The 22,494-nt window shown below is 44.8% G+C and carries 27 protein-coding genes; 19 read left to right on the top strand and 8 right to left on the bottom strand.

Features of this window, described 5'->3' with window-relative positions:
- Positions 1 to 171 precede the first annotated feature (171 nt).
- From DOM22_RS00670 to DOM22_RS00600, 15 genes are all read left to right on the top strand, one after another.
- On the top strand, positions 172 to 1,659 hold the full coding sequence (locus DOM22_RS00670) for a methyl-accepting chemotaxis protein (RefSeq protein WP_142698546.1): 1,488 nt from the start codon (positions 172 to 174) through the stop codon (positions 1,657 to 1,659).
- A gap of 13 nt (positions 1,660 to 1,672) precedes the next feature.
- Positions 1,673 to 1,984, top strand: coding sequence for a hypothetical protein (locus tag DOM22_RS00665; RefSeq protein ID WP_246845781.1), 312 nt, complete (start codon positions 1,673 to 1,675; stop codon positions 1,982 to 1,984).
- 146 nt (positions 1,985 to 2,130) lie between these two features.
- Positions 2,131 to 2,319 carry a Flp1 family type IVb pilin gene (locus DOM22_RS00660; RefSeq protein ID WP_142698545.1) on the top strand — a complete coding sequence of 63 codons (189 nt, stop codon included), beginning with the start codon at positions 2,131 to 2,133 and terminating at the stop codon, positions 2,317 to 2,319.
- Positions 2,320 to 2,346: 27 nt separating this feature from the next.
- The gene (locus DOM22_RS00655; protein WP_142698544.1) at positions 2,347 to 2,535 is read left to right on the top strand and encodes a hypothetical protein; all 189 of its coding nucleotides are present in this window, start codon (positions 2,347 to 2,349) and stop codon (positions 2,533 to 2,535) included.
- Positions 2,532 to 2,789, top strand: coding sequence for a hypothetical protein (locus tag DOM22_RS00650; protein ID WP_142698543.1), 258 nt, complete (start codon positions 2,532 to 2,534; stop codon positions 2,787 to 2,789). The genes DOM22_RS00655 and DOM22_RS00650 overlap by 4 nt, the downstream gene beginning before the upstream one ends.
- Positions 2,790 to 2,819: 30 nt before the next feature.
- The gene (locus tag DOM22_RS00645; RefSeq protein ID WP_246845780.1) at positions 2,820 to 3,437 is read left to right on the top strand and encodes a hypothetical protein; all 618 of its coding nucleotides are present in this window, start codon (positions 2,820 to 2,822) and stop codon (positions 3,435 to 3,437) included.
- A complete protein-coding gene (locus DOM22_RS00640) occupies positions 3,431 to 3,931 on the top strand; it encodes a hypothetical protein (RefSeq protein ID WP_142698541.1) in 501 nt (166 codons plus the stop codon). Before DOM22_RS00645 ends, DOM22_RS00640 begins: the two co-directional genes overlap by 7 nt.
- A gap of 8 nt (positions 3,932 to 3,939) precedes the next feature.
- On the top strand, positions 3,940 to 4,851 hold the full coding sequence (gene cpaB, locus DOM22_RS00635) for a Flp pilus assembly protein CpaB (RefSeq protein WP_142698540.1): 912 nt from the start codon (positions 3,940 to 3,942) through the stop codon (positions 4,849 to 4,851).
- A 50-nt stretch (positions 4,852 to 4,901) separates the two neighbouring features.
- Complete coding sequence (locus DOM22_RS00630; RefSeq protein WP_142698539.1) at positions 4,902 to 6,425, top strand: type II secretion system protein GspD; 1,524 nt, start codon at positions 4,902 to 4,904, stop codon at positions 6,423 to 6,425.
- 53 nt (positions 6,426 to 6,478) lie between these two features.
- Positions 6,479 to 8,686: an ATPase, T2SS/T4P/T4SS family gene (locus DOM22_RS00625; protein WP_142698538.1), complete on the top strand. Its 2,208-nt coding sequence runs from the start codon at positions 6,479 to 6,481 to the stop codon at positions 8,684 to 8,686.
- A gap of 3 nt (positions 8,687 to 8,689) precedes the next feature.
- Entirely contained in the window at positions 8,690 to 9,589 is a 900-nt protein-coding gene (locus DOM22_RS00620; RefSeq protein WP_142698537.1) for a type II secretion system F family protein, read from the top strand.
- Between the two features lie 32 nt (positions 9,590 to 9,621).
- Positions 9,622 to 11,274: a DUF6531 domain-containing protein gene (locus DOM22_RS00615; RefSeq protein WP_142698536.1), complete on the top strand. Its 1,653-nt coding sequence runs from the start codon at positions 9,622 to 9,624 to the stop codon at positions 11,272 to 11,274.
- Positions 11,275 to 11,286: 12 nt separating this feature from the next.
- On the top strand, positions 11,287 to 11,559 hold the full coding sequence (locus tag DOM22_RS00610) for a hypothetical protein (protein WP_142698535.1): 273 nt from the start codon (positions 11,287 to 11,289) through the stop codon (positions 11,557 to 11,559).
- A gap of 186 nt (positions 11,560 to 11,745) precedes the next feature.
- Entirely contained in the window at positions 11,746 to 11,955 is a 210-nt protein-coding gene (locus DOM22_RS00605; protein WP_142698534.1) for a hypothetical protein, read from the top strand.
- Between the two features lie 246 nt (positions 11,956 to 12,201).
- Positions 12,202 to 12,384, top strand: coding sequence for a hypothetical protein (locus DOM22_RS00600; RefSeq protein ID WP_142698533.1), 183 nt, complete (start codon positions 12,202 to 12,204; stop codon positions 12,382 to 12,384).
- Here DOM22_RS00600 and DOM22_RS00595 read toward each other — a convergent pair whose 3' ends face one another.
- The 3 genes from DOM22_RS00595 to DOM22_RS00585 are packed head-to-tail and all read right to left on the bottom strand — an operon-like array spanning position 12,385 to position 14,230.
- Positions 12,385 to 12,645, bottom strand: a complete 261-nt coding sequence (locus DOM22_RS00595; RefSeq protein WP_142698532.1) for a hypothetical protein — start codon at positions 12,643 to 12,645, stop codon at positions 12,385 to 12,387.
- Positions 12,632 to 13,024, bottom strand: a complete 393-nt coding sequence (locus tag DOM22_RS00590; RefSeq protein WP_142698531.1) for a response regulator — start codon at positions 13,022 to 13,024, stop codon at positions 12,632 to 12,634. Before DOM22_RS00590 ends, DOM22_RS00595 begins: the two co-directional genes overlap by 14 nt.
- A 42-nt stretch (positions 13,025 to 13,066) precedes the next feature.
- A complete protein-coding gene (locus tag DOM22_RS00585) occupies positions 13,067 to 14,230 on the bottom strand; it encodes a hypothetical protein (RefSeq protein ID WP_142698530.1) in 1,164 nt (387 codons plus the stop codon).
- Positions 14,231 to 14,306: 76 nt separating this feature from the next.
- Between DOM22_RS00585 and DOM22_RS00580 the strand changes: the two genes are divergently transcribed.
- Entirely contained in the window at positions 14,307 to 15,875 is a 1,569-nt protein-coding gene (locus DOM22_RS00580) for a hypothetical protein (RefSeq protein ID WP_246845779.1), read from the top strand.
- A gap of 102 nt (positions 15,876 to 15,977) precedes the next feature.
- On the opposite strand, the gene groL is transcribed toward DOM22_RS00580, so the two are convergent.
- From groL to DOM22_RS00560, 4 genes are all read right to left on the bottom strand, one after another.
- Positions 15,978 to 17,624 (bottom strand): chaperonin GroEL, encoded by a 1,647-nt coding sequence (gene groL / locus DOM22_RS00575; protein ID WP_142698529.1) that lies wholly within the window; start codon positions 17,622 to 17,624, stop codon positions 15,978 to 15,980.
- Between the two features lie 28 nt (positions 17,625 to 17,652).
- A complete protein-coding gene (gene groES, locus DOM22_RS00570; RefSeq protein ID WP_168196705.1) occupies positions 17,653 to 17,940 on the bottom strand; it encodes a co-chaperone GroES in 288 nt (95 codons plus the stop codon).
- Between the two features lie 223 nt (positions 17,941 to 18,163).
- The gene (locus DOM22_RS00565) at positions 18,164 to 18,742 is read right to left on the bottom strand and encodes a hypothetical protein (protein WP_142698528.1); all 579 of its coding nucleotides are present in this window, start codon (positions 18,740 to 18,742) and stop codon (positions 18,164 to 18,166) included.
- Positions 18,743 to 18,862: 120 nt separating this feature from the next.
- A complete protein-coding gene (locus DOM22_RS00560; RefSeq protein ID WP_210415660.1) occupies positions 18,863 to 19,393 on the bottom strand; it encodes a hypothetical protein in 531 nt (176 codons plus the stop codon).
- A 152-nt stretch (positions 19,394 to 19,545) separates the two neighbouring features.
- Between DOM22_RS00560 and DOM22_RS00555 the strand changes: the two genes are divergently transcribed.
- Genes DOM22_RS00555 through DOM22_RS00545 form a run of 3 tightly spaced genes read left to right on the top strand, consistent with a single transcriptional unit; the run spans position 19,546 to position 21,853 of the window.
- The gene (locus DOM22_RS00555; RefSeq protein ID WP_246845778.1) at positions 19,546 to 20,514 is read left to right on the top strand and encodes a hypothetical protein; all 969 of its coding nucleotides are present in this window, start codon (positions 19,546 to 19,548) and stop codon (positions 20,512 to 20,514) included.
- A complete protein-coding gene (locus DOM22_RS00550) occupies positions 20,511 to 21,341 on the top strand; it encodes a metallophosphoesterase (RefSeq protein ID WP_142698526.1) in 831 nt (276 codons plus the stop codon). Before DOM22_RS00555 ends, DOM22_RS00550 begins: the two co-directional genes overlap by 4 nt.
- Positions 21,317 to 21,853: a hypothetical protein gene (locus tag DOM22_RS00545; protein ID WP_246845777.1), complete on the top strand. Its 537-nt coding sequence runs from the start codon at positions 21,317 to 21,319 to the stop codon at positions 21,851 to 21,853. Before DOM22_RS00550 ends, DOM22_RS00545 begins: the two co-directional genes overlap by 25 nt.
- A 2-nt stretch (positions 21,854 to 21,855) precedes the next feature.
- Here the strand turns inward: DOM22_RS00545 and DOM22_RS00540 are convergent, their stop codons facing one another.
- Positions 21,856 to 22,320 carry a hypothetical protein gene (locus DOM22_RS00540; protein ID WP_142698525.1) on the bottom strand — a complete coding sequence of 155 codons (465 nt, stop codon included), beginning with the start codon at positions 22,318 to 22,320 and terminating at the stop codon, positions 21,856 to 21,858.
- Between the last annotated feature and the right edge of the window lie 174 nt (positions 22,321 to 22,494).

Here is a 22,494-nt window from a genome sequence, read left to right as displayed (position 1 = left end):
CACAAAATACGTACAATAGAACCATCTGTTTTTGCATGGGAACTCCTGAAATCCAATTTAGGGGTCTTTAGGACCTTGGTCAACTGTGTCCCCATTCAAATTTTTTGGATATATGAGAACTGGACCTATGGTTACCTGTTAAAGAGCCGACAAAGAGCTTCGGAGGACGAAATGTCTAAGCTCTCTTTGAAAGGCCGCTTTTTATTCATTACCGCACTACTCACCCTCATTTGTGTGCTGACAAATGCCTTTTCACTCTTTGAATTAAAATCCCAGAACACGGTGACCTCCGAAGTTGCTGAAACTTGGCTCCCGATCGTGGGTAAAACCGCAGACATCAATATCAATGTGGTCACATACCGCAAGCTTGAGTTCAATCTACTCGCAACTCAAAGCACAGATGAAAGAAAATTGGTCATCGAAGAGATGGATTCTTTAATGGGTAACATCACGATCTATTCAAAAGTGTTAGAGCCACTTTTGACGACAGATTCTCTTCGTAAATCTTATGAGGAATTCATCGCTTCCTGGGATAACTATCAAACCGAAAGCGACAAATTCAAAGCCGCCTTGGATAAAGAAGACAACTCTTTAGCAGAAAAGATTCTTCAAGACAGTTCTGCAAAACACTATGAAGCCGCTTACAAATCACTGAAAGCCCTCACAGACGCCAGCTATATGATGGGTGTTGATAAGGCTGAATCTGCTGCAAAGCTTTTCAAAATCACATTTTACGCAATTATTGGCGTTACAAGTTTCTTTGTTTTGCTGGGTTTGCTGACCAGTGTTTTGAATATCCGTAGCGTGCAAAATTCTTTACGAAATGTCGCTGATGGATTGGATTCCAGCTCCCACATCGTGGAAAGTCGTACTCAGGGTCTAGTGAAATCAAGCGAATCTATTTCAAGTAACACGACCAGCACAGCAGCAGCGCTCGAAGAAATCGTGGCCACCATGGAAGACTTGACCCAAACGGTTCGCAAGAATTCCGACAGCTCTACAGAAGCTGCCAAAATCTCCAAAGATGGTCAGGAAGCCGTGTTGTATGGCCAACAAAAGATCCAATCTTTGATCAGTGTCATGTCAGAAATTTCGACAAACTCGAAAAAGATCACAGAGATCTTGGTGATGATTGATGACATCGCATTTCAGACAAATCTTCTGGCGTTGAACGCTGCGGTTGAGGCCGCGCGCGCTGGCGAACAAGGAAAAGGATTCGCAGTTGTTGCAGATGCAGTTCGTGCGCTTGCGCAAAAAAGTGCTGAAGCTGCAAAAGAAATTTCAGGACTAATTAATGAGGCCAACACGAAAAGCGAGACTGGCGTGGGTTTGGCAGCTGACAGTGAAAAATCCTTAAAAGCGATTGTTGAAAATACGAATCGCGTGTTCCAATTAATTCAAGAAGTTGCACAAGGCTCTCAAGAGCAATCACATGGCATTGAACAAGTGAAACAAGCCCTGACCTCGATTGATGAAAGCCTTCAAGGAGTTGCCGCTTCAATGGGTAATGTCACCAGTGCCTCTGAAGATATGCAAAATCAGGCCGGAGAACTTGGTACTATGATGTCGCAACTTCATGTGCTTGTGGGCGAAAAACAGAAATCAAATAATGAAAATGATTTTAACAATAATGAGGACCAAGAATCCTCTGCAGCATAAACAGGAGACTGTAATGATTAAAACCACAGTGATGATGACCGTTGCAACTTTGATGATGGCTCAGGCCGCTTTTGCCGGTGATTGCAATATTTCCGTTGATCGCAAAGCTTGTCCCGGTAAAGAAGTTGAAGCGATGAAGCCTTACAACGGTAAAAACCCGACTGATGAGACAAAAAAACTAGACTCGGCTGAAGCTTGTGAAAAGTGGGCCGAGAAAACTTCCAAAATCGTGCGCAAGGGGACTTTGACTGAAAAGAAAGTATCCGCGAAATTCGATGGCAAAGATTTAGGCAAGTCATTTTCCGACAAAGCTGAGTGTAAATAATCTAGACACCCAGTTTTTCTAAAAGGGAGGTCCAGCACCTCCCTTTTTCTCATTCTGAGACAGGACCAATTTCCCACAAAGTGTAGTGAAAACTCTCAAGACAATCCCCAAATGAGCCGATAACGGAAGTACAAGGGGGAACATCAATGAAAAAGTTTAAGAACTTTTCTAAGAATCTTTTGAAGAATAAACGCGGTCAAGGTGCAACTGAGTACATTTTGCTACTCGTAGTTGTTGTCGGACTTGTGATGATCTTCAAAAAAGATATCCAAACTACAGTAAAAGAAAAAATTGCTGAGCTTCAAGGAAATATCGGCGGCGTAACTGCTGAGTAATTTCACTTTAGCAAAGACGGAGATCGCATGACGATTGAATATGTCCTGCTAATGATTGCAATTCTGGGGATCGGGTTGAAAGCATTTCTTTCAGCCCCCTCTGAGGCTTTCCGTGGATCAGGTCCACGTTTGGCCGCCCGTGTGGAAAGGCAATTGGATACAGGACAAGGCTTCAAAGAAAATGGGGCCCGTCTTGAATGGAGCGCAGTGAAATGAAGAACTCATCGCTGGGAAATCAGAAAGGCCAATTCGTGATCGAAGCAGTTTTACTGATGATCGTGATGGTTGGAATTTTTGTAGCCAGCATGAACGCTCTTCGTGATTCAAAATTTTTATCGAAACTGGTTTCGGGTCCCTGGGAACGAGTTGCAGGTATGATGGAAAGTGGTGTTTGGGCTCCAGCTAAGGAAGCTCGTCAACAACACCCTAACCAAAGAGACCGCAGCATCACCAACCGACCTCCGAACTGAGGAATAATGAGAGCACAAAAGAGCCCTCACATGATTATTAATAATTCCCACGGTATTATCACTGTGGATTTTATTTTTTCATTGGTCCTTTGTGCGGGTCTTTGCAGTGTTATGTTTGCATTGACGTTTACTTTGTCGATGGCTGAGATCGCTCAGTACATCACTTTCTCGACTTCTCGTGCCTATGTTGCTGGTCACATCGATCCGGACAAGCAAAGTGAAATGGGCAAAAATAAATTTGATAGTTTAATGGCCAATAAAACTTTGAGCCCACTTTTCTCCAAGACAGGAGCGGGATGGTTTAAACTTTCCGATCTTGAACTTCGTGGTGGTGGCGCCAGTGGCCAGGACTTTTCTAAAGACTATCCGTATTCGGATGGCCGTATTCCACAGACCGGCGCTCGCCTGCTTTTCAGTGCGCGCGTAATGGCTTTGCGCATTCCCTTCCTGGGATCCACCACGGAAGATGGCGAAGCACCTAAGGCAAATCTCACTGCCTTTTTAATTCGCGAACCCACTCAGCAGGAATGCTGGGATTTACAAATTAAAAAACGTTACGACGCGATCATTGGCCTCGACTCCCGCTTTGCGATTTTGGCTGACCGCTATAAGAACAAGTATGTACCGATGGAGGATAATGGATGTTGAAATCCAAACGCAGCCTCCTGAGTAATGAAAAAGGATCCGCGATGATCGAAGTCATCCCGGTGATTTTCGTTATTGTCACCTTCATCACTTTTTCGCTGGGATTCTTTGGTGCCATTCACTCGGGCATTTTGAATTCCATCGCTTCTCGTAACTATGCGTTTGAAACTTTCAGACACCGCTCGAATCTGGTTTATTTCCGTAACAACACGGACAAGGAAAATGCGCAGCTTAGCTATAACAAGTTAGGTATTCGCATCCACGGTGTTACTTCGGAAAAATCACCGAAGGGCTCCGACATCTGGTACGCAACCACTCGCCCGATCAACATCAATATGTTGTCATCGCAGAAAGAAGTGGAAGCCGCTGGATCAGATAGTGAACATAATCAAAAGGTACCTACTGTAAATAACGAACGAAACGACAAAGTTGGCGTGAACCCCATTTGGCTCAAGTCTCAATATGGGATTTGTCTGAATGCAGCTTGTGGAGCGTAGGAGAATATATGGGATCTAACGACACTAGAAATCTATGGCTATCGATTGCAGCGGGTATATTCGCTACCTTCTTGCTTTATAGCTATTCCCAGGAAAAGAAAGCTGAATACGATAAGCGCTTCGGTTCCACTAAGCGTGTGGTTGTTGCAAAAGAAGATATCGCTGAAATGCAGACAATTTATGATACAATGGTAGAGACAAAGGATATGCCGGCCGATTTCATTCAACCGGATGCTGTCACAATTCCAGACGAAATCATCGGCAACGTAGCGGCGGTACCAATTCGTAAAGGCCAAATGGTTGTGAAGAACAATCTTCTTACACCAGGTCCGGATACAGGTATCTCGTTGCAAGTCGCACCAAGTAAGCGCGCCGTTTCTATCCCCGTGGATGAGATTCGTGGTGTTGCTAAACTTATCCGTCCTGGCGATCGCGTAGATATCTATGCCGCTGTGGATTCAGGTAAAGGTGTGGCGCAACGTCGTGAAGTGTTTACTTTGATGAGTGACGTCCCAGTTCTGGCAACAGGTTTAAGTGTTGTAAACAACATTCCTCGTATGTTCGAACTGGATTCTTCGGGTAAGAATTTGAATCAGATCGCACTGACTGGTGATACGAAATATACGACGATCACAGTCGAAGCGACACCGAAGGAAGCACAGGATTTATTTTATATTTTATCTACAGCGCCAGGAAATTTGTTCTTTGCGCTTAGAAACCCAAGTGATCGTACAATCCCAGTCAGAGCACCTAGCTCGACATCGGATTCGGTCCTGGGCAAACCGGTGGTAACTCTGGATTCGGCTCCCGCAGCTCCTCCAGTGATGATTCCACAACAGCGACCGCAGATGATACAGCCAATGCAGCAACGAGCACCACAACCGACGCAGCAACGTCGAAACGGGTTTAAGACTTTGTAGTATTGAGATTGAGTTATTGGGTTTTGGGTTAGTGAGTTAAGGGGGAACCAATGAAACATATGCTGCTTACAATGGGGCTTGTAGTCAGTCTTTGCGTACCGGTTGCGCATGCAGAGGACGATCTTTCTGCATCACCGTCAACATCCAGCGAAGATAGCAGTGGAGCTTTCCGTTCACGCAAGTTCATCAACTTGACGTTGGGAATTGAGTTGGACGAAAAACTTCCTCCGATTCCAGATAATGTGGAATTCAAAGGTGACTTCCGTCGCATCGTGACTGCGAGTTATGCGAAAGACCTTAACGTCATTCGCTTCACTCCACGCACTGAGGGTTTTGCGACCTTAACTATCCACGATAAACGCAATGGTAAAATCGTTGCGGAATATCGTATTGACGTTAAAAAATCCAAACTTGATAAAATCGTTCGCGAGATGCGCTCTTTATTGGGTGACATCGAAGGTATTAATATCAAAATCGTAAATGATAAAGTCGTTGTCGACGGTCAGATTCTTCTCCCTAAAGATATGGCGCGTATTTTCAACGTTGTCTCCCAGTTCGGTAACCAGGCTTCTTCTATCGTGAGCTTAAGCCCCCTTGCTCAAAAGAAGATTGCTGAGTTCATCGCCCGCGACATCAATAACCCTGAAATCGAAGTTCGTGCCGTGAATGAGAAAATCATTCTTCAAGGCTGGGCAAACAGTGCTGACGAATCAGCTCGTGCCGAGATCATCGCAAAAACTTATCTTCCGGACCGCATTGTGGAAGCCGCTGTGGAAAAAGGTCTTATCAAGACTCGTAATCCAGCGAATGAAGGTGTCATTAATCTGATTCAAATTAAAGAATCAGCACCGAAGCCACCTCCAAAGATGATTCAGTTGGTTGTTCACTACGTAGAATTGCAAAAAGACTACTCTAAGAACTTTAAGTTCCAGTTTACGCCGGAGCTTGGTGATAACTCGCAAATGACTTTCCAAACTGGCGGTGAAGCAGCTGGTGGTGTCGTGAGCTCAATCACAGGTACAGTTTCAAACTTGTTGCCGAAACTGAACTGGGCGAAACAACATGGTCAAGCCCGCGTTCTTGAGAGCACAAGCATGATTGTGGAAGACGGCAAAAAAGGTGAAATTAAACAGGTAACGAATCAGCCTTACGCAGTTATTGGGCAAAACGGTACTCAAGGTACGGCCTTTGCCGAAGTAGGTATCGTAACGACGATCACTCCGGTTCTGATGGGTGAAAAGTCTGGTAGCGTTCGTATGGATATGGCCTTTAAGGTATCCAGCATGATCGGTAGTACTCCTGCCGGTGCACCCATCACGAGCTCGAATGAAATGTCCAGCTCCGTGGTTGTTCGTGACCGTCAAAGTGCTGCGGTGGGTGGTTTGATCCGTAACTCATCCTCGACTGGTTACAACCGTCCATCTGGACAAAAGAACCCTATCATCAGCTTGTATGCATCCAAAGAATTCGCAAAACAACAAAGTCAATTTGTGGTTTTCGTAACTCCAGTTGTTAAGACCTCCGCAAGTGCGGGCTCTGAACAAATTAAGAAAAAATTCCGTCTGCGCGACTAATGTCGCGTATACGGTTTGATCATCGAAGCCGATAAGTTTAGCGGAGGTCCGCATTGGCTATCAATCCGAATTGTAATCTCATCGCTGTTGTTGGTGGTAAAGGGGGCGTGGGTAAAAGCGTCTTCGCCGCTAACTTTGCCTGCGCCTTGATGACTGAACTGCGTACTCAGGTTCTACTTATTGATGCTGACTCTAAATCCGTCGGTGATCAAAACGTGATCATGGGTCTGAAGCCTGTAAAAACTCTGAAAGAGCTTTCGACATTCACGGGCTCTTTGAATTCTCAACCAATGAATACTTTGGTAACGATGCATCCCTCAGGCCTTGGCTATGTGGGCGCCGTGCGTGGACCGGAAGAATCTTTAAACATCTCTCCTGATCTTCTTGGCAAGCTCATGGAGTTTTTCTCTCGTGCATTTAAATTTGTCGTAGTTGACGTCGGTAATGACTTGGGACCGGCGCAGATGGCTGTTCTTCAGGAAGCCACGGCGATTATGATCGTGACTACTCCAGAAGTTCTGGTTGTGACTCAGACACAAAGACTTGTGAATGAGTTGTTGTCAGCGACATTCCCTAAAGACATGTTCCAACTTGTCGTGAACAAAGCCTCCCCAACAGGTTTGTCTCCGCAAGCTATTTCCAATCAGTTGCAATTGCCATTCTTGGGAATCATTCCTCAGGATGAAGCAACAACCAATATGGCTTTGCAAAAATATCAGCCGTTCATTATCAGTGCGCCAAAAACTCCACTGACTGCTTCATATTTTGATCTGTCTCGTAAACTTACGGGCGGGGTTTTGCAAAGACTTAAAACTCTGTCTCGTCCAAAACCAGCTCCGCCAGCATCTGAAGGCGCTAGCGCCCCTGTTCCTGGCTCCAATGGTATGGACCCGCGCACATTGATGAAGATCCGTGTGCACAATGAATTGATCCGCACCGTGGATCTTAAAAAACTTCTGACAGATACCAAAGACGAGAATAAAGAAAAAGAAGTTCGCGAAAAAACCAAGCGTGAAATCACTGTCATCGTCGACAAGGAAGCTCCGGAACTTGCACGCGAAGAACGGTCTAAAATTATCAAAGAGGTTTTAGAGGAAGCTTTGGGATTAGGTCCCTTGGAAGACTTGCTGGCTGATCCGGCTGTAACCGAGATCATGGTGAACGGTCACAAAAAAATCTTTGTCGAGAAAAGTGGTAAAGTCGCACTGAGTCCGGTGACATTTACTTCCAATGATCACTTACGCCGTATTATCGAGCGTATCGTGACGCCACTGGGTCGTCAGATCAATGATTCGACTCCTTACGTGGATGCCCGCTTGAAAGATGGTTCCCGTGTTAACGCGGTGATCGAGCCTCTTTCCATTGACGGTCCAGCACTGACAATTCGTAAATTTAAAAAAGGCGGTATCACCGCTGAGAAATATATTGAGTACGGAAGTATCACTAAGAACATGATCGATTTCCTGCGCATCTGCGTGGAAAATGGTTTGAACGTGGTGATCTCGGGTGGTACCGGTTCTGGTAAAACCTCGTTGCTGAATATGCTTTCTTCATACATTCCATCCAATGAACGTGTGATCACAGTCGAGGACGCAGCCGAGTTGCAATTGCAACAGGAACACGTGGTTCGTCTGGAAACTCGCCCGGCTTCTATGGAAGGTAACAATGCCATTCATATCCGTGACTTGATCAAAAATGCTCTGCGTATGCGTCCTGACCGCATCATTGTCGGTGAGTGCCGTGACGGCGCCGCTTTGGATATGTTGCAAGCGATGAACACAGGTCATGATGGCTCGATGACAACAACCCATGCGAACAGTGCCCGTGAGTGTATTGCCCGTTTGGAAACTTTGTCGATGATGGCCGGTATGGATCTTCCAGTACGCGCGATCCGCGAACAAATCGCTGGTGCAGTTAATTTGATCGTACAGATCTCCCGCCAATCAGATGGTAGCCGTAAAATCATGAGCATCACGGAAGTAGCCGGCATGCAGGGTGACGTTGTCACTTTGGCCGAAATCTTCCGCTTTAAAGAAACTGGTTACGATAAAAACCGCAAGATCCAAGGTGTCTTTCAAGCGACAGGGACAATACCAAGCTTCATTCAAAAATTGAGTGATAAAGGCGTTGTGATCCCGCGTGAAATTTTCAGCAACGATCCTGCGGCACAAGCAAAACCAACAGGGCCTAATCCTCCTGCACAAGGTGGATTGATGCCGAAAATGCCAGGTGGCGTAGTGCCACCGAAAAAGGTTGGATAAAGTATGGCAGCAGTTTTGGCCTTCTTAAAAACATTGCTCGCTAAAGAATGGATTTTGATTCCACTCTTTGGTGCGATCGTTTTTATCATGGTCATTCTGTGGGCTGAAAAGGCTATTGCGCTTCTTCATAAGCGCAGCCTGGGTCAACGTGAAGAAGTCATTCGCATCATGCGTCTGATGGGTATGGAAGCGGACCAAAAGAAAATCACGATACTTATTTTACTGATGAGTTTTGGATTAGGTGCCTTGGTCTTTTTGATCTTCTGGCCAAGCGTTCTGGTGGGTGCATTTTTTGGTGCCTCTGTAACGATTGCAGGCTGGCAGCTGCCACTCTTAATTGTGCGCATGTTGTACGAACGTCGTTGTACAAGTTTCGTAGATCAGATGGTTGACGGTATTACGATCATGGCGAACGGTATTAAAGCCGGCTCAAATCCTCAGGAGTCCATGAAGCGTGTGGTGGAAATCATGGGAAATCCTATCAGTCAGGAATTCTCACAAGTCCTTTACCAAATGCAGGTCGGTGACAGCTTTGAAAGCGCATTGAACGACTTGGGAAATCGCATTCCACGTCCCGATGTGCAGATGTTTGTAACCTCCATCAACATTTTAAAAGAGACTGGTGGTAATCTGGCAGAGACTTTCCAGACCATCGTCCTAGTGATTCGTGAAAGACAAAAGGTCGAGAAAAAAATCCAGGCAATGACGGCACAAGGCCTCATGCAAGGTATTATCGTTACTTTGATTCCATTCTTTTTGATGATCGTTTTTTTGGTCATCGATCCCGCCTTCATCAAGCCCATGTTTAGTACCACCTTAGGTCTAGTGTTGCTGTTCGCCATGCTGGCTCTGCAAATTATCGGTGGTGTCATCATCAAAAAACTTGTTACTATCAAAGTGTAGTCCGTCAGAGTTTCAGGGAAGAGGTAGACATAATGAAGAAGGCACTTATTGCAGTGGCCGTTCTTTTCTCGGCGCAAGCGTATGCTCTTGTCGACATGAAGAATGCCAACTATTCCAATACGTGGATAGACATGGACGTACCAGGCACTGGTTACGATCTTAAAATTATCAGAACTTACAATAGCCGTTCACTTTTCAACGGAATGTTTGGTTTCGGATGGTGCTCTGATTTCGAAACCAGCATGGAAGTTAATGGTGAAGGTAATATCAAAATCAAAGAGTGCGGCGGCGGTATGGAAGTTACCTACTCCCAACGCGAAGTCACTCGTAAAGATGTTGAAAATACCATCAACTCCATCATCACAAAGATGAAGGCTGAAAAGAAAGTCGGCGTTACTGAAGCGTACCTGACTTCTCTTAAAACTCAGTTGCTTGAAGACGACAATGCCCGTGCGGATTTCGCAAAAAAATATGGCGTCGCCGTTCAAGTTAAAGAAGGCACAAAATTCTTTGCCAACGGCCGTGAAGTTGAGAACTTTACTTTCAATAAAACGTATTACACGCGCACTCTTCCAGACGGCAGCGCTCAACGTTTTAGCCCACAAGGTAAGTTGACTCACATCTACGATAAAAACGGCAATTTCTTGAAATTCGAATACGATAAAGACCTGGTTACAAAAGTTGAAGATAACAACGGTCGTCGCCTGACTTTCAAGTATTACCAAAATAAGAAAGTTAAATCCATCACAGGACCGAATGGTTTGAATGTGGATTATAAGTTTGCGAACTTGGATGACTTGTCTTCTGTGAAGAATGCTTGGCAAAAAACTTATACTTATGAGTACGATGATCTTCACAATCTGACAAAAGCTTCTTGGCCGGATAAAACTTTTATCGCTGTTAAATACGATAAAAAGAACGACTGGGTAACGTCATTTACTGATCGTGATAAATGTACAGAGGCCTACAAGTACGAGTTCTCTCAAAACGACCCGCAAAATCACTACTGGTCTACCGTTAAGAAAGTTTGCGGCAAAGAGACTGTTGCAGATAACAAATACGAATTCTGGCATAAACAACGCGCAGATGGTCAGTTCTTCTTGCAACGTGTGATGACGACTGTGAATGGCAATGTAACAGATATCAGCTATCACGAGCTTTTTGGTAAACCGACAAGCATCCGCAGAAATGCTGAGCGTATCTCTTACGAATACTACACAGACGGCTTGGTGAAAGTAAAAGCCACTCCAGCAACACGTATGGCGTTTGAATATGACCAGACAATTAAAAAGGTCAGCCAGGTATCGACTACTTTCTTCAACCAAAAAGGTCAGAAAGTAACGACGAAAGCCACTCAGTTTAAATACGATGGCAAGGGTAACCTAAACTACGCACAGAACTCTGATGGTCAGAAAATCTCCATGACTTATGATAACCGTGGACGTATTGCTACCATCACCGATCAAGCTAAGAAAGTCGTTAAGATCGAGTACGAAGAGCGCTATGGTAAACCAGCAATCGTGACTCGCCCGGGCTTGGGCACTATTCAGGTTTCATATAAATCAAATGGTGAGATTAACAAGGTCGATAGTAAAGAAGGTCCATCAGTGGCAATGCAAGTAGCCTCTACATTCAATAACTTGCTCGACATTATCGCGCCTGCAACTGCAGAGCTATATCTCTAAGGAGAGATTGTTATGAAGAAAATATTGTTAGTGGCGGTATGTACTCTGATGGCAACAGCGGCTCAAGCGCAGTCAGTTAGCGGTGACCAATCCAATGAAAAGATTGGCTATCCTGATCAAAAAACAGGAACAACTGGCGGACTCAATAAAGAAGGCTGTGCTAATTGCGCAAACAAACACGTAACTGACGTACCTCTTACAAAAAACACAAATCCTTCTCAAAAGACAGGCGCTGGGTCTTCAGACACTACACCTGCAAAAGGCCAAGGCGGCTTAAACGATTAGTGTTAACTTCCTAAACAATGGAAGCGCCTAAAAAGGCTCTCTGCAAAGAGAGCCTTTTTTATTTCGCCCCTCTAATCCCTAACCTATTGATATCACAAAGATTACATCCCACCCTGAGACGGGCATTCTGGCACACCCGCTGCAATACACCTCTATGAAGTCTTATTTCACTTCAAAGGAGATAGTATGAAAGCTATTACATTGATGATCGCGGTAACTATTGCCACAGCTGCGTCTGTATCCCATGCATCTGTATCCACGGCAGCGCCAATTTGCAATCAAAAGATCGCGGGTCGCATGATGGATAAAACAGCTTCCGACTACAAGATGGCCAAGAACACTTCATCTTCTGGTTCAACAAAAACCAAAGCTGTTAAAGGTATTCGAGGCTCTTAAAATGTTGATTAAAGCCCTTACCGAGTGAGCGACCTTCAACCCCCAGGTCGTTCACTCCTTTTTGGGTAATGATCAATGCCTTGTCACAGGTGCGCGCAAAACGGCGTCGCTTGGCACGCGTGTCTCATTTTGAGATTTGAAATTTCTAAGTCCTTGATTCTTCGTGACTGAATTCTCAGTCTGAAACGCCTTCTTTGGCATGTGGGATGCATTAGATGTAAGTATCCAACGCACAAAGGAGTTCACATGAAACTAGCAACACTTATCGTAATCGCAGCTTTGGCAATGTCTTCAACTTCTTACGGTTCATGCCCACGCTCTAACAACGGTCTTTTCAAAAACACAGCAGCAACATCTTCAAATATCGCTGCTAAGACTCAATCATCTGTATCTGTTGCTTCTACTAAAACAACAAAAGCCGTTAGATAATTAACGAACAGCCTTTTCGTGAGAGCCTTCCTGGAAACCGTCGACAGTGCTAACCACGCCATCTTTTACGTGAACTGTCAGATTTTTTAAAGCCATTGCGCCACCTGCAGCCGCACTTTGAATGTACTGAGACACCGTCGATCTTTGCAACCAGCGAAATGTGTAGGATTCAATTGAAGCCCCACCAACTTTTACCTGAGCAAGCACAATCAAAACCATCGTGAATGCCAAAGTCTTCAATACAAATTTAAGTTCTTCCATGTGTTGATTCTCCCGCCTGCGGTAACACTTTTGAAACGACCATTAATAAATTCTCTTTGGTGAACGGCTTAGTGATATAGGCATCAAAGCCAGCTTCGTGCGCTTTTTCAATCATGGCGTCGCTATCAATCGTCGAGCATCCAATGATCATAATGTCAGGATGAGATTCTTTGATCGCGCGGGCAGACTCTAAGCCATTACGTAACGGCATTACCATATCCAGGAATACAAGATCGGGCAGAACAGAAGAAACCAGGCGAATGCCATCGTTTCCATTTTCTGCTTCACCGACACAAATGTGTCCAGCAGAGCTCATGATATTTTTAATCAGCTCGCGCAGAAATGCGGCATCATCGATAACAGTGAAACGTATCTTCATGGCTTCAGTATAGAAGCCATGCAGCCTTTTGATGAGTGGATTTTATTGGCCCCAACGATAGCCTAGGGAGAACAGATACAACGAATTCGTCACGCTGACGTTCTTAGGGGTAGAACCCGTACTTGGGTCGGGTTGACTGGTAGGTCCATCAAACATATTTCGTTCAGCAGATGCTTCCAGACCCCATAGAAGCTGGCTAGAGCGTGACAGACGCCACTCCCCACCGAACTCAACACCTAAGCGAGAGCTCTCCTCCACGTTGCCCGAGTTTACACCCGTGCTGGTTGTTGACTCTTTATGTTGTAAACGCGGAAAGAAACTTCCGCCCAATACCCAAGCGTATTCCACCGAAGTTGGAATGCGGGCTTTCAGACCCAAGCCAAATCCTGTGCTGCTGATACGCATACGGTTTTCAGCATCGCTTGGCGTGTTCATTTTATTCTGGCTATAAAGAATTGAAAACTCCAGGGAGTTTGACTTGCGAGAATTACCGAAGTACTTACGGAAATTCAAACCTAAATCTAAAAATTCATATTTGGCTGGTACACGGGATTTATCCGCTTCCATAGAATCAATGTCCGAAGTCATCGAGAACATAAATTTTCCGCTCACCCCAATTAGAGGTGTTAGCCAAACGTTCGCTTTAAAGCGAAGGGCATCATAAAAGCTTTGATACTCCCGGAATGAATAGTTTGATTTTGATTCATTATAAACTGCCACAGGAGAAATCTCGACTTCCAAGCGATTGTTACGAATATCATCTGGGTGAATAGCTTCCGCATAGTAGTCATAGATTTTATCAGCTTTATTCGTGAATAAAGCTTCGGCCTGATCCCCGATGCTTGGTTCTGCCATCACGACAGGAGTCGCAGAGGGTCCGGGAGCAACTGATGGAGCCGGTGTCGTGGCTGGTGTCGTAGTTACAACGGCCACCGCTGTCGCCGTCGTCGCTGATGCTTGAGGTGCCGCTGTCGTCGCGGCTGCTACCGCGGCTGAAGTTGCTACCCCTGGGTCCGCTTTTTTTGCTTCCACAGATTCAGCTGTTACCGCTTGCGCAGGATTTCGCTTTGTTTTTGCAGGCGGAGTTACCGTCTTACGAACCTCATAACGTCCAGTCGAAAACCCTTCCAGACTAGACTGTGCATAAGAAGTTGAAGACATCAAAGCAGCGGCGATCAATAAAGTAATTTGAGAATGAAATTTCATAAAAATAGTTTCGGCAACGGTCCGAATTACTTGACCCAAAATTGACGACTTTTCATTCACCGTGCAGAATTAAAATATGAAAATAAAAATGCTCATTAGCACCGTGGTTTTTGCACTTAGCTTTAAGACCTTTGCCCAGAACGCATACGTCAGCACTGTCGACCAAGATCTGGCGATCAAGTCTATCGTTTTAGTTCCCACTACGGACAACATTGGTGGCATTTACGCGAAACCCGTTGAGGAGCAAATTCGCACTCAATTGAACGAAGACAAACAGTGGTCTTTGGTGAATTATCCAAAAAACCTGGAAATAAAATCAGAGACTTTGGATGAGAACCCCGCCGAAGTTCAAAAACTTTTGCAAACGGCAAAAGCGGATGCTGCCATCACTTCAAAAATTATTCGTGGACCTCGCGGTATTTCCATAACCCTGACTTTATTTGTCGGCCGCGAAGGTTTGCCGCTGACTCAAGAAACACTAACAGATTACAAAGGCTTTGATACGGCTGATATCAAAATGCAGGCGAGCATTTTGTTTAACAATATCAAGAACCGCATGCCATTCCGCGCGGTTATTCTAAGTCGTCGTGGTCAGCAAGTGACTTTGAACTTAGGTAGCAACTATGGTTTAAAACCCGATAGCCGCGTTTCTGTTGTTCAAATCATCAAGGTAAATCGTCATCCGAAATTGAAGATTCTGGTGAGCACTGAAAAAGAAGTATTGGGACGCGTAAAGCTTTTCAAAGTGGAACCGTACCTAAGCTTTGGTTACATTGAACTTGAAAAAGAACCAGGAGTGATCGCAGTCGGCTCGAAAGTCATGCCAGATGAATTCGTAAAATACGCAACACCCATCACGACTCCATCTGGAAAAATTCTGACCGATGTTACAACACGCCCTGATAAAGACGTGGCTTTCGGTGACGACCCTAAAGAGTGGACTCCGGAACCAGCTCCCCAATACGGTAAAGTGGAAGTGCTTGCAGGCTTTTCTTCGTATACTCAAAACGTAAAGATCACTTCGCCTTCAGCACAATCGATCTCTGGTAACGCCAGCCTTGCTCCTAATTTATTGATCCGTGGCGAGCTGTGGTTGAACCCAGAATGGTTCGTGGGCGCATCCCTTCGTCAATCGGTATTCTCTATCGACAACAGCCTTGCAGGCTCTTCTCCCAGCTCTTTGAATGAATCGATGTCCCAGTATTCCGTAACGGGAGGATATAATTTTTTACTGAGCAACGATTTCTTTGGACCGAAAATCCAAGTCAGCGCTGGATACCAAGATACCAACTTTAAAATCGACGACAGCACACCGCTGGCCTTCACATCCAACAAGTATGGTGGGTTGCTGATGAGCCTGGGTGGCTCATTCCCACTGGGCCCAGAAATCCCGGTGGAGCTTGGTGGTCGTTTTGATTTATTCCTAAATCCAACCATGAGCGAAAGCCCAAATTCCGGTGGCGGTAACAGCAGCAAAATCAACAGCTTCAGTTTCTTTGGAAACTATCGCCTAAGACAGAAATTTGCGATTAAAGGTGAGTTGCTATTTGAAAACTTCAGTTCCGACTACAAGGGTGGCGCCGATCGCAGCACCGTCAGCCACAAAATGACAACCCTCATGGGAGGCATCCAGTACCTCTTCTAAAAAGTGCCTGCCGCTTTTTGATAGCAAACAGCGCATAAAAAAAGCCTGAGTCGCAAAACTCAGGCTTTTTATTTTTTTGGAAAGCTAATGTAAGCTTGGGGCTTACATCATGCCGCCCATACCACCCATGCCGCCCATGTCATGGCCGCCACCAGCTGGCATTGGAGATTCTTTCTTAGGTGCTTCTGCGATCATAGTCTCAGTAGTAAGCATCAAAGAAGAAACAGAAGCTGCGTTAGTTAGAGCACAACGAACAACTTTAACTGGATCGATAACACCGTCTTTGATTAGGTCAGTGTATTCGTCAGAGTATGCATTGAAACCCCAAGAAGCAGATTTGTTTTGAAGGATACGATCCAAAACGATCGCGCCATCAAGACCTGCATTCGCCGCGATTTGACGAATAGGCTCTTCACAAGCACGTTTGATGATCATCGCGCCGAAAGCTTCTTCTTCAGCGAATTTAGTTTTATCAACTTTTACAGAAGCGCGAAGCAAAGCAGTACCACCACCAGCAACGATACCTTCTTCAACGGCTGCGCGAGTCGCGTTCAAAGCATCTTCTACGCGGTGTTTTTTCTCTTTCATTTCAACTTCAGAAGGAGCCCCAACGTGGATAACCGCTACACCGCCAGCCAATTTAGCCAAACGCTCTTTCAATTTTTCTTTGTCATAGTCAGAAGAAGTTTCTTCGATTTGACCTTTGATAGCGTTTACGCGACCAGTGATGTCAGCTTTTTTGCCGTTACCATCGATGATTGTCGTGTTGTCTTTATCAACAACGATACGTTTCGCAACACCAAGATCAGCGATAGTCGCTTGCTCAAGTTTACGACCGATATCTTCTGAAACTACGTTTGCACCAGTCAAGATAGCGATGTCTTCAAGCATAGCTTTACGACGGTCACCGAAGCCAGGAGCTTTAACAGCACAGATGTGAAGAGTGCCGCGAAGTTTATTAACAACCAAAGTTGCCAATGCTTCACCGTCAACGTCTTCAGCGATGATCAACAATTGACGACCTTGCTTAGCAACGCCCTCAAGAATCGAGATCATATCTTTCATAGAAGAGATTTTTTTGTCGTAAACCAGAACGTAAGCGTTTTCCAGAACCGCTTCCATTCTTTCAGCGTTAGTTACGAAGTATGGAGACAAGTAACCACGGTCGAATTGCATACCTTCAACAACTGTAACTTCAGTTTTAGCTGTTTTAGATTCTTCGATAGTGATAACGCCTTCTTTACCAACCTTATCCATAGCGTCTGCAAGCATTTGACCGATTTCTTTATCGTTGTTTGCAGAAATAGAACCAACTTGAGCAACTTCGTTTGAACCTTTAACTGGTTTCGCCATTGCTTTAAGTTCGTCGATAATGATCGCAACCGCTTTGTCGATACCACGTTTGATAGACATTGGGTTGTGACCTGCAGAAACTAGTTTCGCGCCTTCGCGGTAGATCGCTTGAGCCAAAACAGTTGCAGTTGTTGTACCGTCACCGGCTTCGTCATTAGTTTTGGAAGCAACTTCCTTAACCATTTGCGCGCCCATGTTTTCGAATTTGTTTTCCAATTCGATTTCTTTAGCAACAGTCACACCGTCTTTAGTGATCATTGGTGAACCGAAAGATTTATCGATAACAACGTTACGACCTTTAGGTCCCAATGTTACTTTTACTGCGTTCGCAAGAGTGTTCACACCTTTTAGGATGTGTGCGCGAGCGTCTTCTGAGAATACTAATACTTTAGACATGATTTACTCCGTACTTAAATTTATTCGATTAGTTAAAAACGCCTAGGATGTCTTCTTCGCGCATCATCAAGTATTCTGCGCCTTCAAGTTTCAACTCAGTTCCTGCGTATTTGCTGAAAAGAACTTTGTCGCCAACTTTAACTTCAAGAGGCAAAATTTTGCCGTCTTCAGTTACACGACCTTTACCAGTCGCGATGATTTCACCTTTTTGTGGTTTTTCTTTTGCTGTATCAGGGATGAAAAGACCGCCTGCAGTTTTTTCTTCTTCCGCCATTCTGCGAACAAGAATTCTGTCATGAAGCGGACGAACGCCGATTTCGTTCTTAGCCATTGTGTATTCCTCCGGTTATTAGAACTGATTAAGTTATAATTATAGATGGAGGTAATATGAACCCCCCTGAGAAAACGTCAAGCCGCGGGAGTGAAATTTTTTGCGGTAAAATGACTTTGGACTCGGTTTGATTGAAAACCAGCAGCTCCGCACGCTTAACGCGCAAAGCTAAGATGATTTGTAGGGAATTAAAGAGGGGAAAGTCAGATTATCGAACGGACTCTTTGCTTGTGTTCGTAGCACTCACAGGAAGGTCTGACGCATGGGCGCCAAATACAGAGTTCGCATAGGCATTCATCAACTCGGCCACTTCTTCAGGAGAAAGCTTACCAGCCACTTCCTTGAAAGCCGCTTTCTTATCTGGAACCTTTGTCAAATAGCCGGCAAAATAGTCCGTCACTGACAAATCTTTCGCAACTTCCAGGTCATACTGCTCTTCGCGAAGTTGCTTTTCCATTTTTTCCACAGAGATATCCTGAGATGCCACCGCTTCAAGATTATTTCTTCCACGAGCAAGATTCGGATCTGTACCAGAAGCAGCACGACGGTTCATTTTCTTAGAATCAATTTGAGTTTTCAGGTAGGTAACTTTCATTTGAGCAGTGCTAACCATTTCAGTTTTCCACTCACGATAACTTTTAAACTTTGGCGCTTGAACTTGAGGAGCAGCCACCGTCGAACGCATTGGGATGATGAATTGTTTCGATGGCGCCGCCGCCTGCACAGACAAAGCTGTTGCAGTTACATAAATAACGGCCACCAAAGAAAGGTGCTTAACAAGGTTCATCGATCCTCCAAGTTTCCAACATACGTGATTCGGATTCCAGGAATTCAATGTTTATGCCCGGCCTATTTAGGCTCCATAAGCAATATATAAGATTTGAAACGTATTCAGGGCCTTTTTGTGTCAATATGAGCCGAATAAGGGCGTACACAATGGAACACTAAATCTTCCATATATATGTGTCGCACCCACATCAGCAGGGGTAAAGCGTCCTTGGACCACCCCGCTTACCATATCATTTTTTATGACATTCACGGATATAGCGCCCTGATCAGCAATCAAATTTCCACGCGCATGAGAACCGGCAGAGTAGTCAGAAAAGATCACAGTCGGAATCAATGAAAAGGGATCCAAAGGATCAATTCGCCAGGTACCTTGCGAGTAGGGGGCATACATTCGCACTTGAGTGTTCGTTCCAACCGCAACGGCGCATGGATTATCGAATCGCTCATTCCATAAACGAATCTCTAAAAAGTTTTTGTTATTTCTTTTAAAGATAACCGCACGGCCTTGAACATAGCTCCAGTCGCGACCTTTGATAGACCCACGCGCGTATTCGATAACGTCGGGACTATCCCCGTTATTCTGATTTGAATTATCTGGAATCGCTGGAGAGGATGAACCTTGATCTGCACATGCAACAAGTCCAATCACTAACAAGCTCAACAGCCATTTGGCAAAAAATTTAAAACAACTCATGTACTGTGAAATGCTAACTAAAAGAGTTTTGGGGTACAAGATGTATTATAAAACACTCGTGCGATATTTCAGATGACTCTATCGAGTAGCAAATTTAAAAATTAAAAGTGCTCAAAATATTTTCCATCATCATCGCAGGATTTCTAATCCAACAATCCATTGCAGTCGCGGGCCCATTGGGTACCGTGCCGACTATTCAAGATCAGAATCTCGAGATCATGTTCGATTTACGCTCGGATTTATGGACTTCGCCTTATACTTACAAAAACTCCCCGGTGCGTATATCTGGCGGCAGTATTCGTATTCCACTTTTTCATTCAGAGACGTGGTCCGCCTCCGCATTACTTTACGATGAAGCGCTTAATTTGGGACGTGCCGATTTTGAATTGGGGGATCAAAGCGTTTTCATCGCGAACTCTTTAAGTAATCAGATCGGCGGTTTTGGCGTCAGGAAAAATTTTACTGATGGTAGCGAGATGAGCGTCTTTGCAGCCTATGCCACCGCCAGCGACAGTCCTTGGGGTGCACCCCGCAATAACTATTTTTATGGTGCGCTGATTTATCGCACTAAAAAATTCAACGATCACAGCTACCTTCTGGGAATTGATCAGTCGGGGAATCGGGGCCTTCACAACGGGAAGCCTTTTCCATATTTCGGGATGACGTTCGAACTTGAAGACAAAACGGTTTCTTTCGGATTTCCCTATGTAAAAGTTGATTGGATATTCAAAGATGACTGGCACGGCCAGTTCTTCACCACACCATTTGGAACTAATTTACGAGTTTCCACAGATGTCGGAGATAACACTACTGTCGGGGCCTTTACCGCATTCACCGTGCGCTCCTATCTTCTGAACGAGCGTATCGAAGACAATCATCGTCTCTACTATCAGGAAATCCTGGCCGAGGCGTATCTTACCCGTGACGTGACTTCGACCACACAAGTGACCTTTGCCGTCGGTGGATCGGGTGATCGTCGCATTTATCAAACAGACCATCTGTATCATCCGGATGCGAAAACTCAAACTATTAAGGGAGACTTTTACGGCAGATTAGCTTTGGAGTTCCGTTTATGACAAAAATTCTTCTGCACCTGGTATTTTTTGTCACATTAAGCTCGTGCGCTCCGTTTGTTGATTCACCTTTTTCGGACAAGCTTCTTCGTCCGGAAAGAAATTTGAACGCCCAAAATGTCGGTCAAATTGGAGCAGTTGATAGTGATGGTAAAATTCGTCTGGCGGTTTTTGCAGATCCACACCAAAATTATAAAGCCATAGATAAGGTCACATACGGTATCAATCAAAATGAACCGTTCGATTTTATCGCGGGGCTGGGCGACTATACCAATTCTGCCTATAACCTTGAATATGACTCTTTCATCGAAGCGATTTCTCGTCTGAATGGTATTAGTGTCATGGCGATTGGCAATCACGATTCTATCGGCGCCGGGCCCGAACTTTTCAAAAAAGCCTTCGGTCCCTTGAATATGTATTTTGATCGCGGCGACTACCGCTTCATTTTCTTTAATACCAATAATCTTGAAAGCCCGGAAAACTTTGATTCCGCCTGGTTAAAAGAAACTGCAACCGGTGCGTCTGCGCCGAATAACGTTTTTATTTTCACACACACGCCGCTTCGCGACCCCGAACGTTTCTTTGGTGATGATGCTGCCAACATGGACGCCGTCATGACGAACTCTAAGGTCAAAGTCGTCTTTAATGGTCACAATCATGTGTACCAGCTAGGAACTGACAATGGCACGATCACCATGCAGTGCGGGAGATCTGACAGCGAGTACGGTGCACACTGGTTGATTATCACTATCGACACAACATCGAAACAGTTTTGTGTCAAACGCATGGATACTTTGGAGGAAGATTGCAGCCTTTCGCTAAAGCCCTAATTTTATTTTCTCTCTTGTGGAATTCTTCAGCTCACGCAGACGACTGGCGCGTGATTTTGGAGCGCGCAGGTTTTATGGGAACTCTTGCGGCCGGTGCAAGTTACGAGTGGGTTCCAGAACATGCCATCGATGTGACTTTAGGTGGCTATCAAATTGAACACGAAATCTTTTATCAAACCAACATCGCTTACAGATATTCGCGCTGGAACTCTCCCACCAATGGCAATATTTGGAGACCGTTGCAATTTGGGATATTTGCTGTTTATGCCCTCAATACTGATCGTTACTTTATGCGATCTCCAGACAAGTATCCATCTAAGGGTTACTATGATGAAACGGCATTTCGCTATGGGCTTGAATTCGGCACGACGTATACGTTTTTACCGAGTGGATTCGGTATTGGCTACCGAATCCGAATTTTCGACAATGGATTGACTGCGATGTTTAACAATTCCAATCGCGATGTTCAGTACTACATTTCCTCTGGCGTGACCTTGCAGTACCTGTTTTAGGATTAAGGCTTAGTTGGATTCGAAGCCTGTCTTTTTCCTGGTGTGATTCCAAGCTTAGCAAACATATCATCGACAACTTTTTGTACGACTTGGCCCTCATTTGGCCATTCGTGAAAAAACGAGTTCGTGTAATTTCCAGAAGCTAAGATATTTCCGCTTCTATCATAAAAAGTAATGTCCACGGCTCTTAGGTACATCGTGATATCCCACTGCCAGCTATCCGTGTACTTAACCAAAATATCGGTCTTAGGCAGATTCGCTACAGACTCACTGTCAGTCACCTTAAGTCCGCGCACCATCAATGCACGAGACACGTGAGTATCCATATCTTTGGAATTACCACCCTGGTTAATCACGTGCGCAGTATGGGCAACGTAGTTCATGGCTGCTTCCGAAGATTTGATGTTATATTTTCCCGCGCAAGCGGAAAGCCCCAAGAACGCTAAAATTAGAACAGTGTTTTTCATAAACAATATCGTATTTTTCACCATTTCATTTAACAAGTCCCAACCCACGGAACTATACCTCTATCGAGATGGAATTAGACCTCTACCAGTGTTTTCAACTGGTTACATTTGGTTTACCTTAATTCGGCTGTATAGGCCCTGCCTGTCACCCTGTCTAACTTTAAGACAGCTAGA

Source organism: Bdellovibrio sp. ZAP7 (assembly GCF_006874645.1).
Classification (GTDB): Bacteria; Bdellovibrionota; Bdellovibrionia; order Bdellovibrionales; family Bdellovibrionaceae; genus Bdellovibrio.
This window is presented reverse-complemented; position numbering and strand designations above follow the sequence as displayed.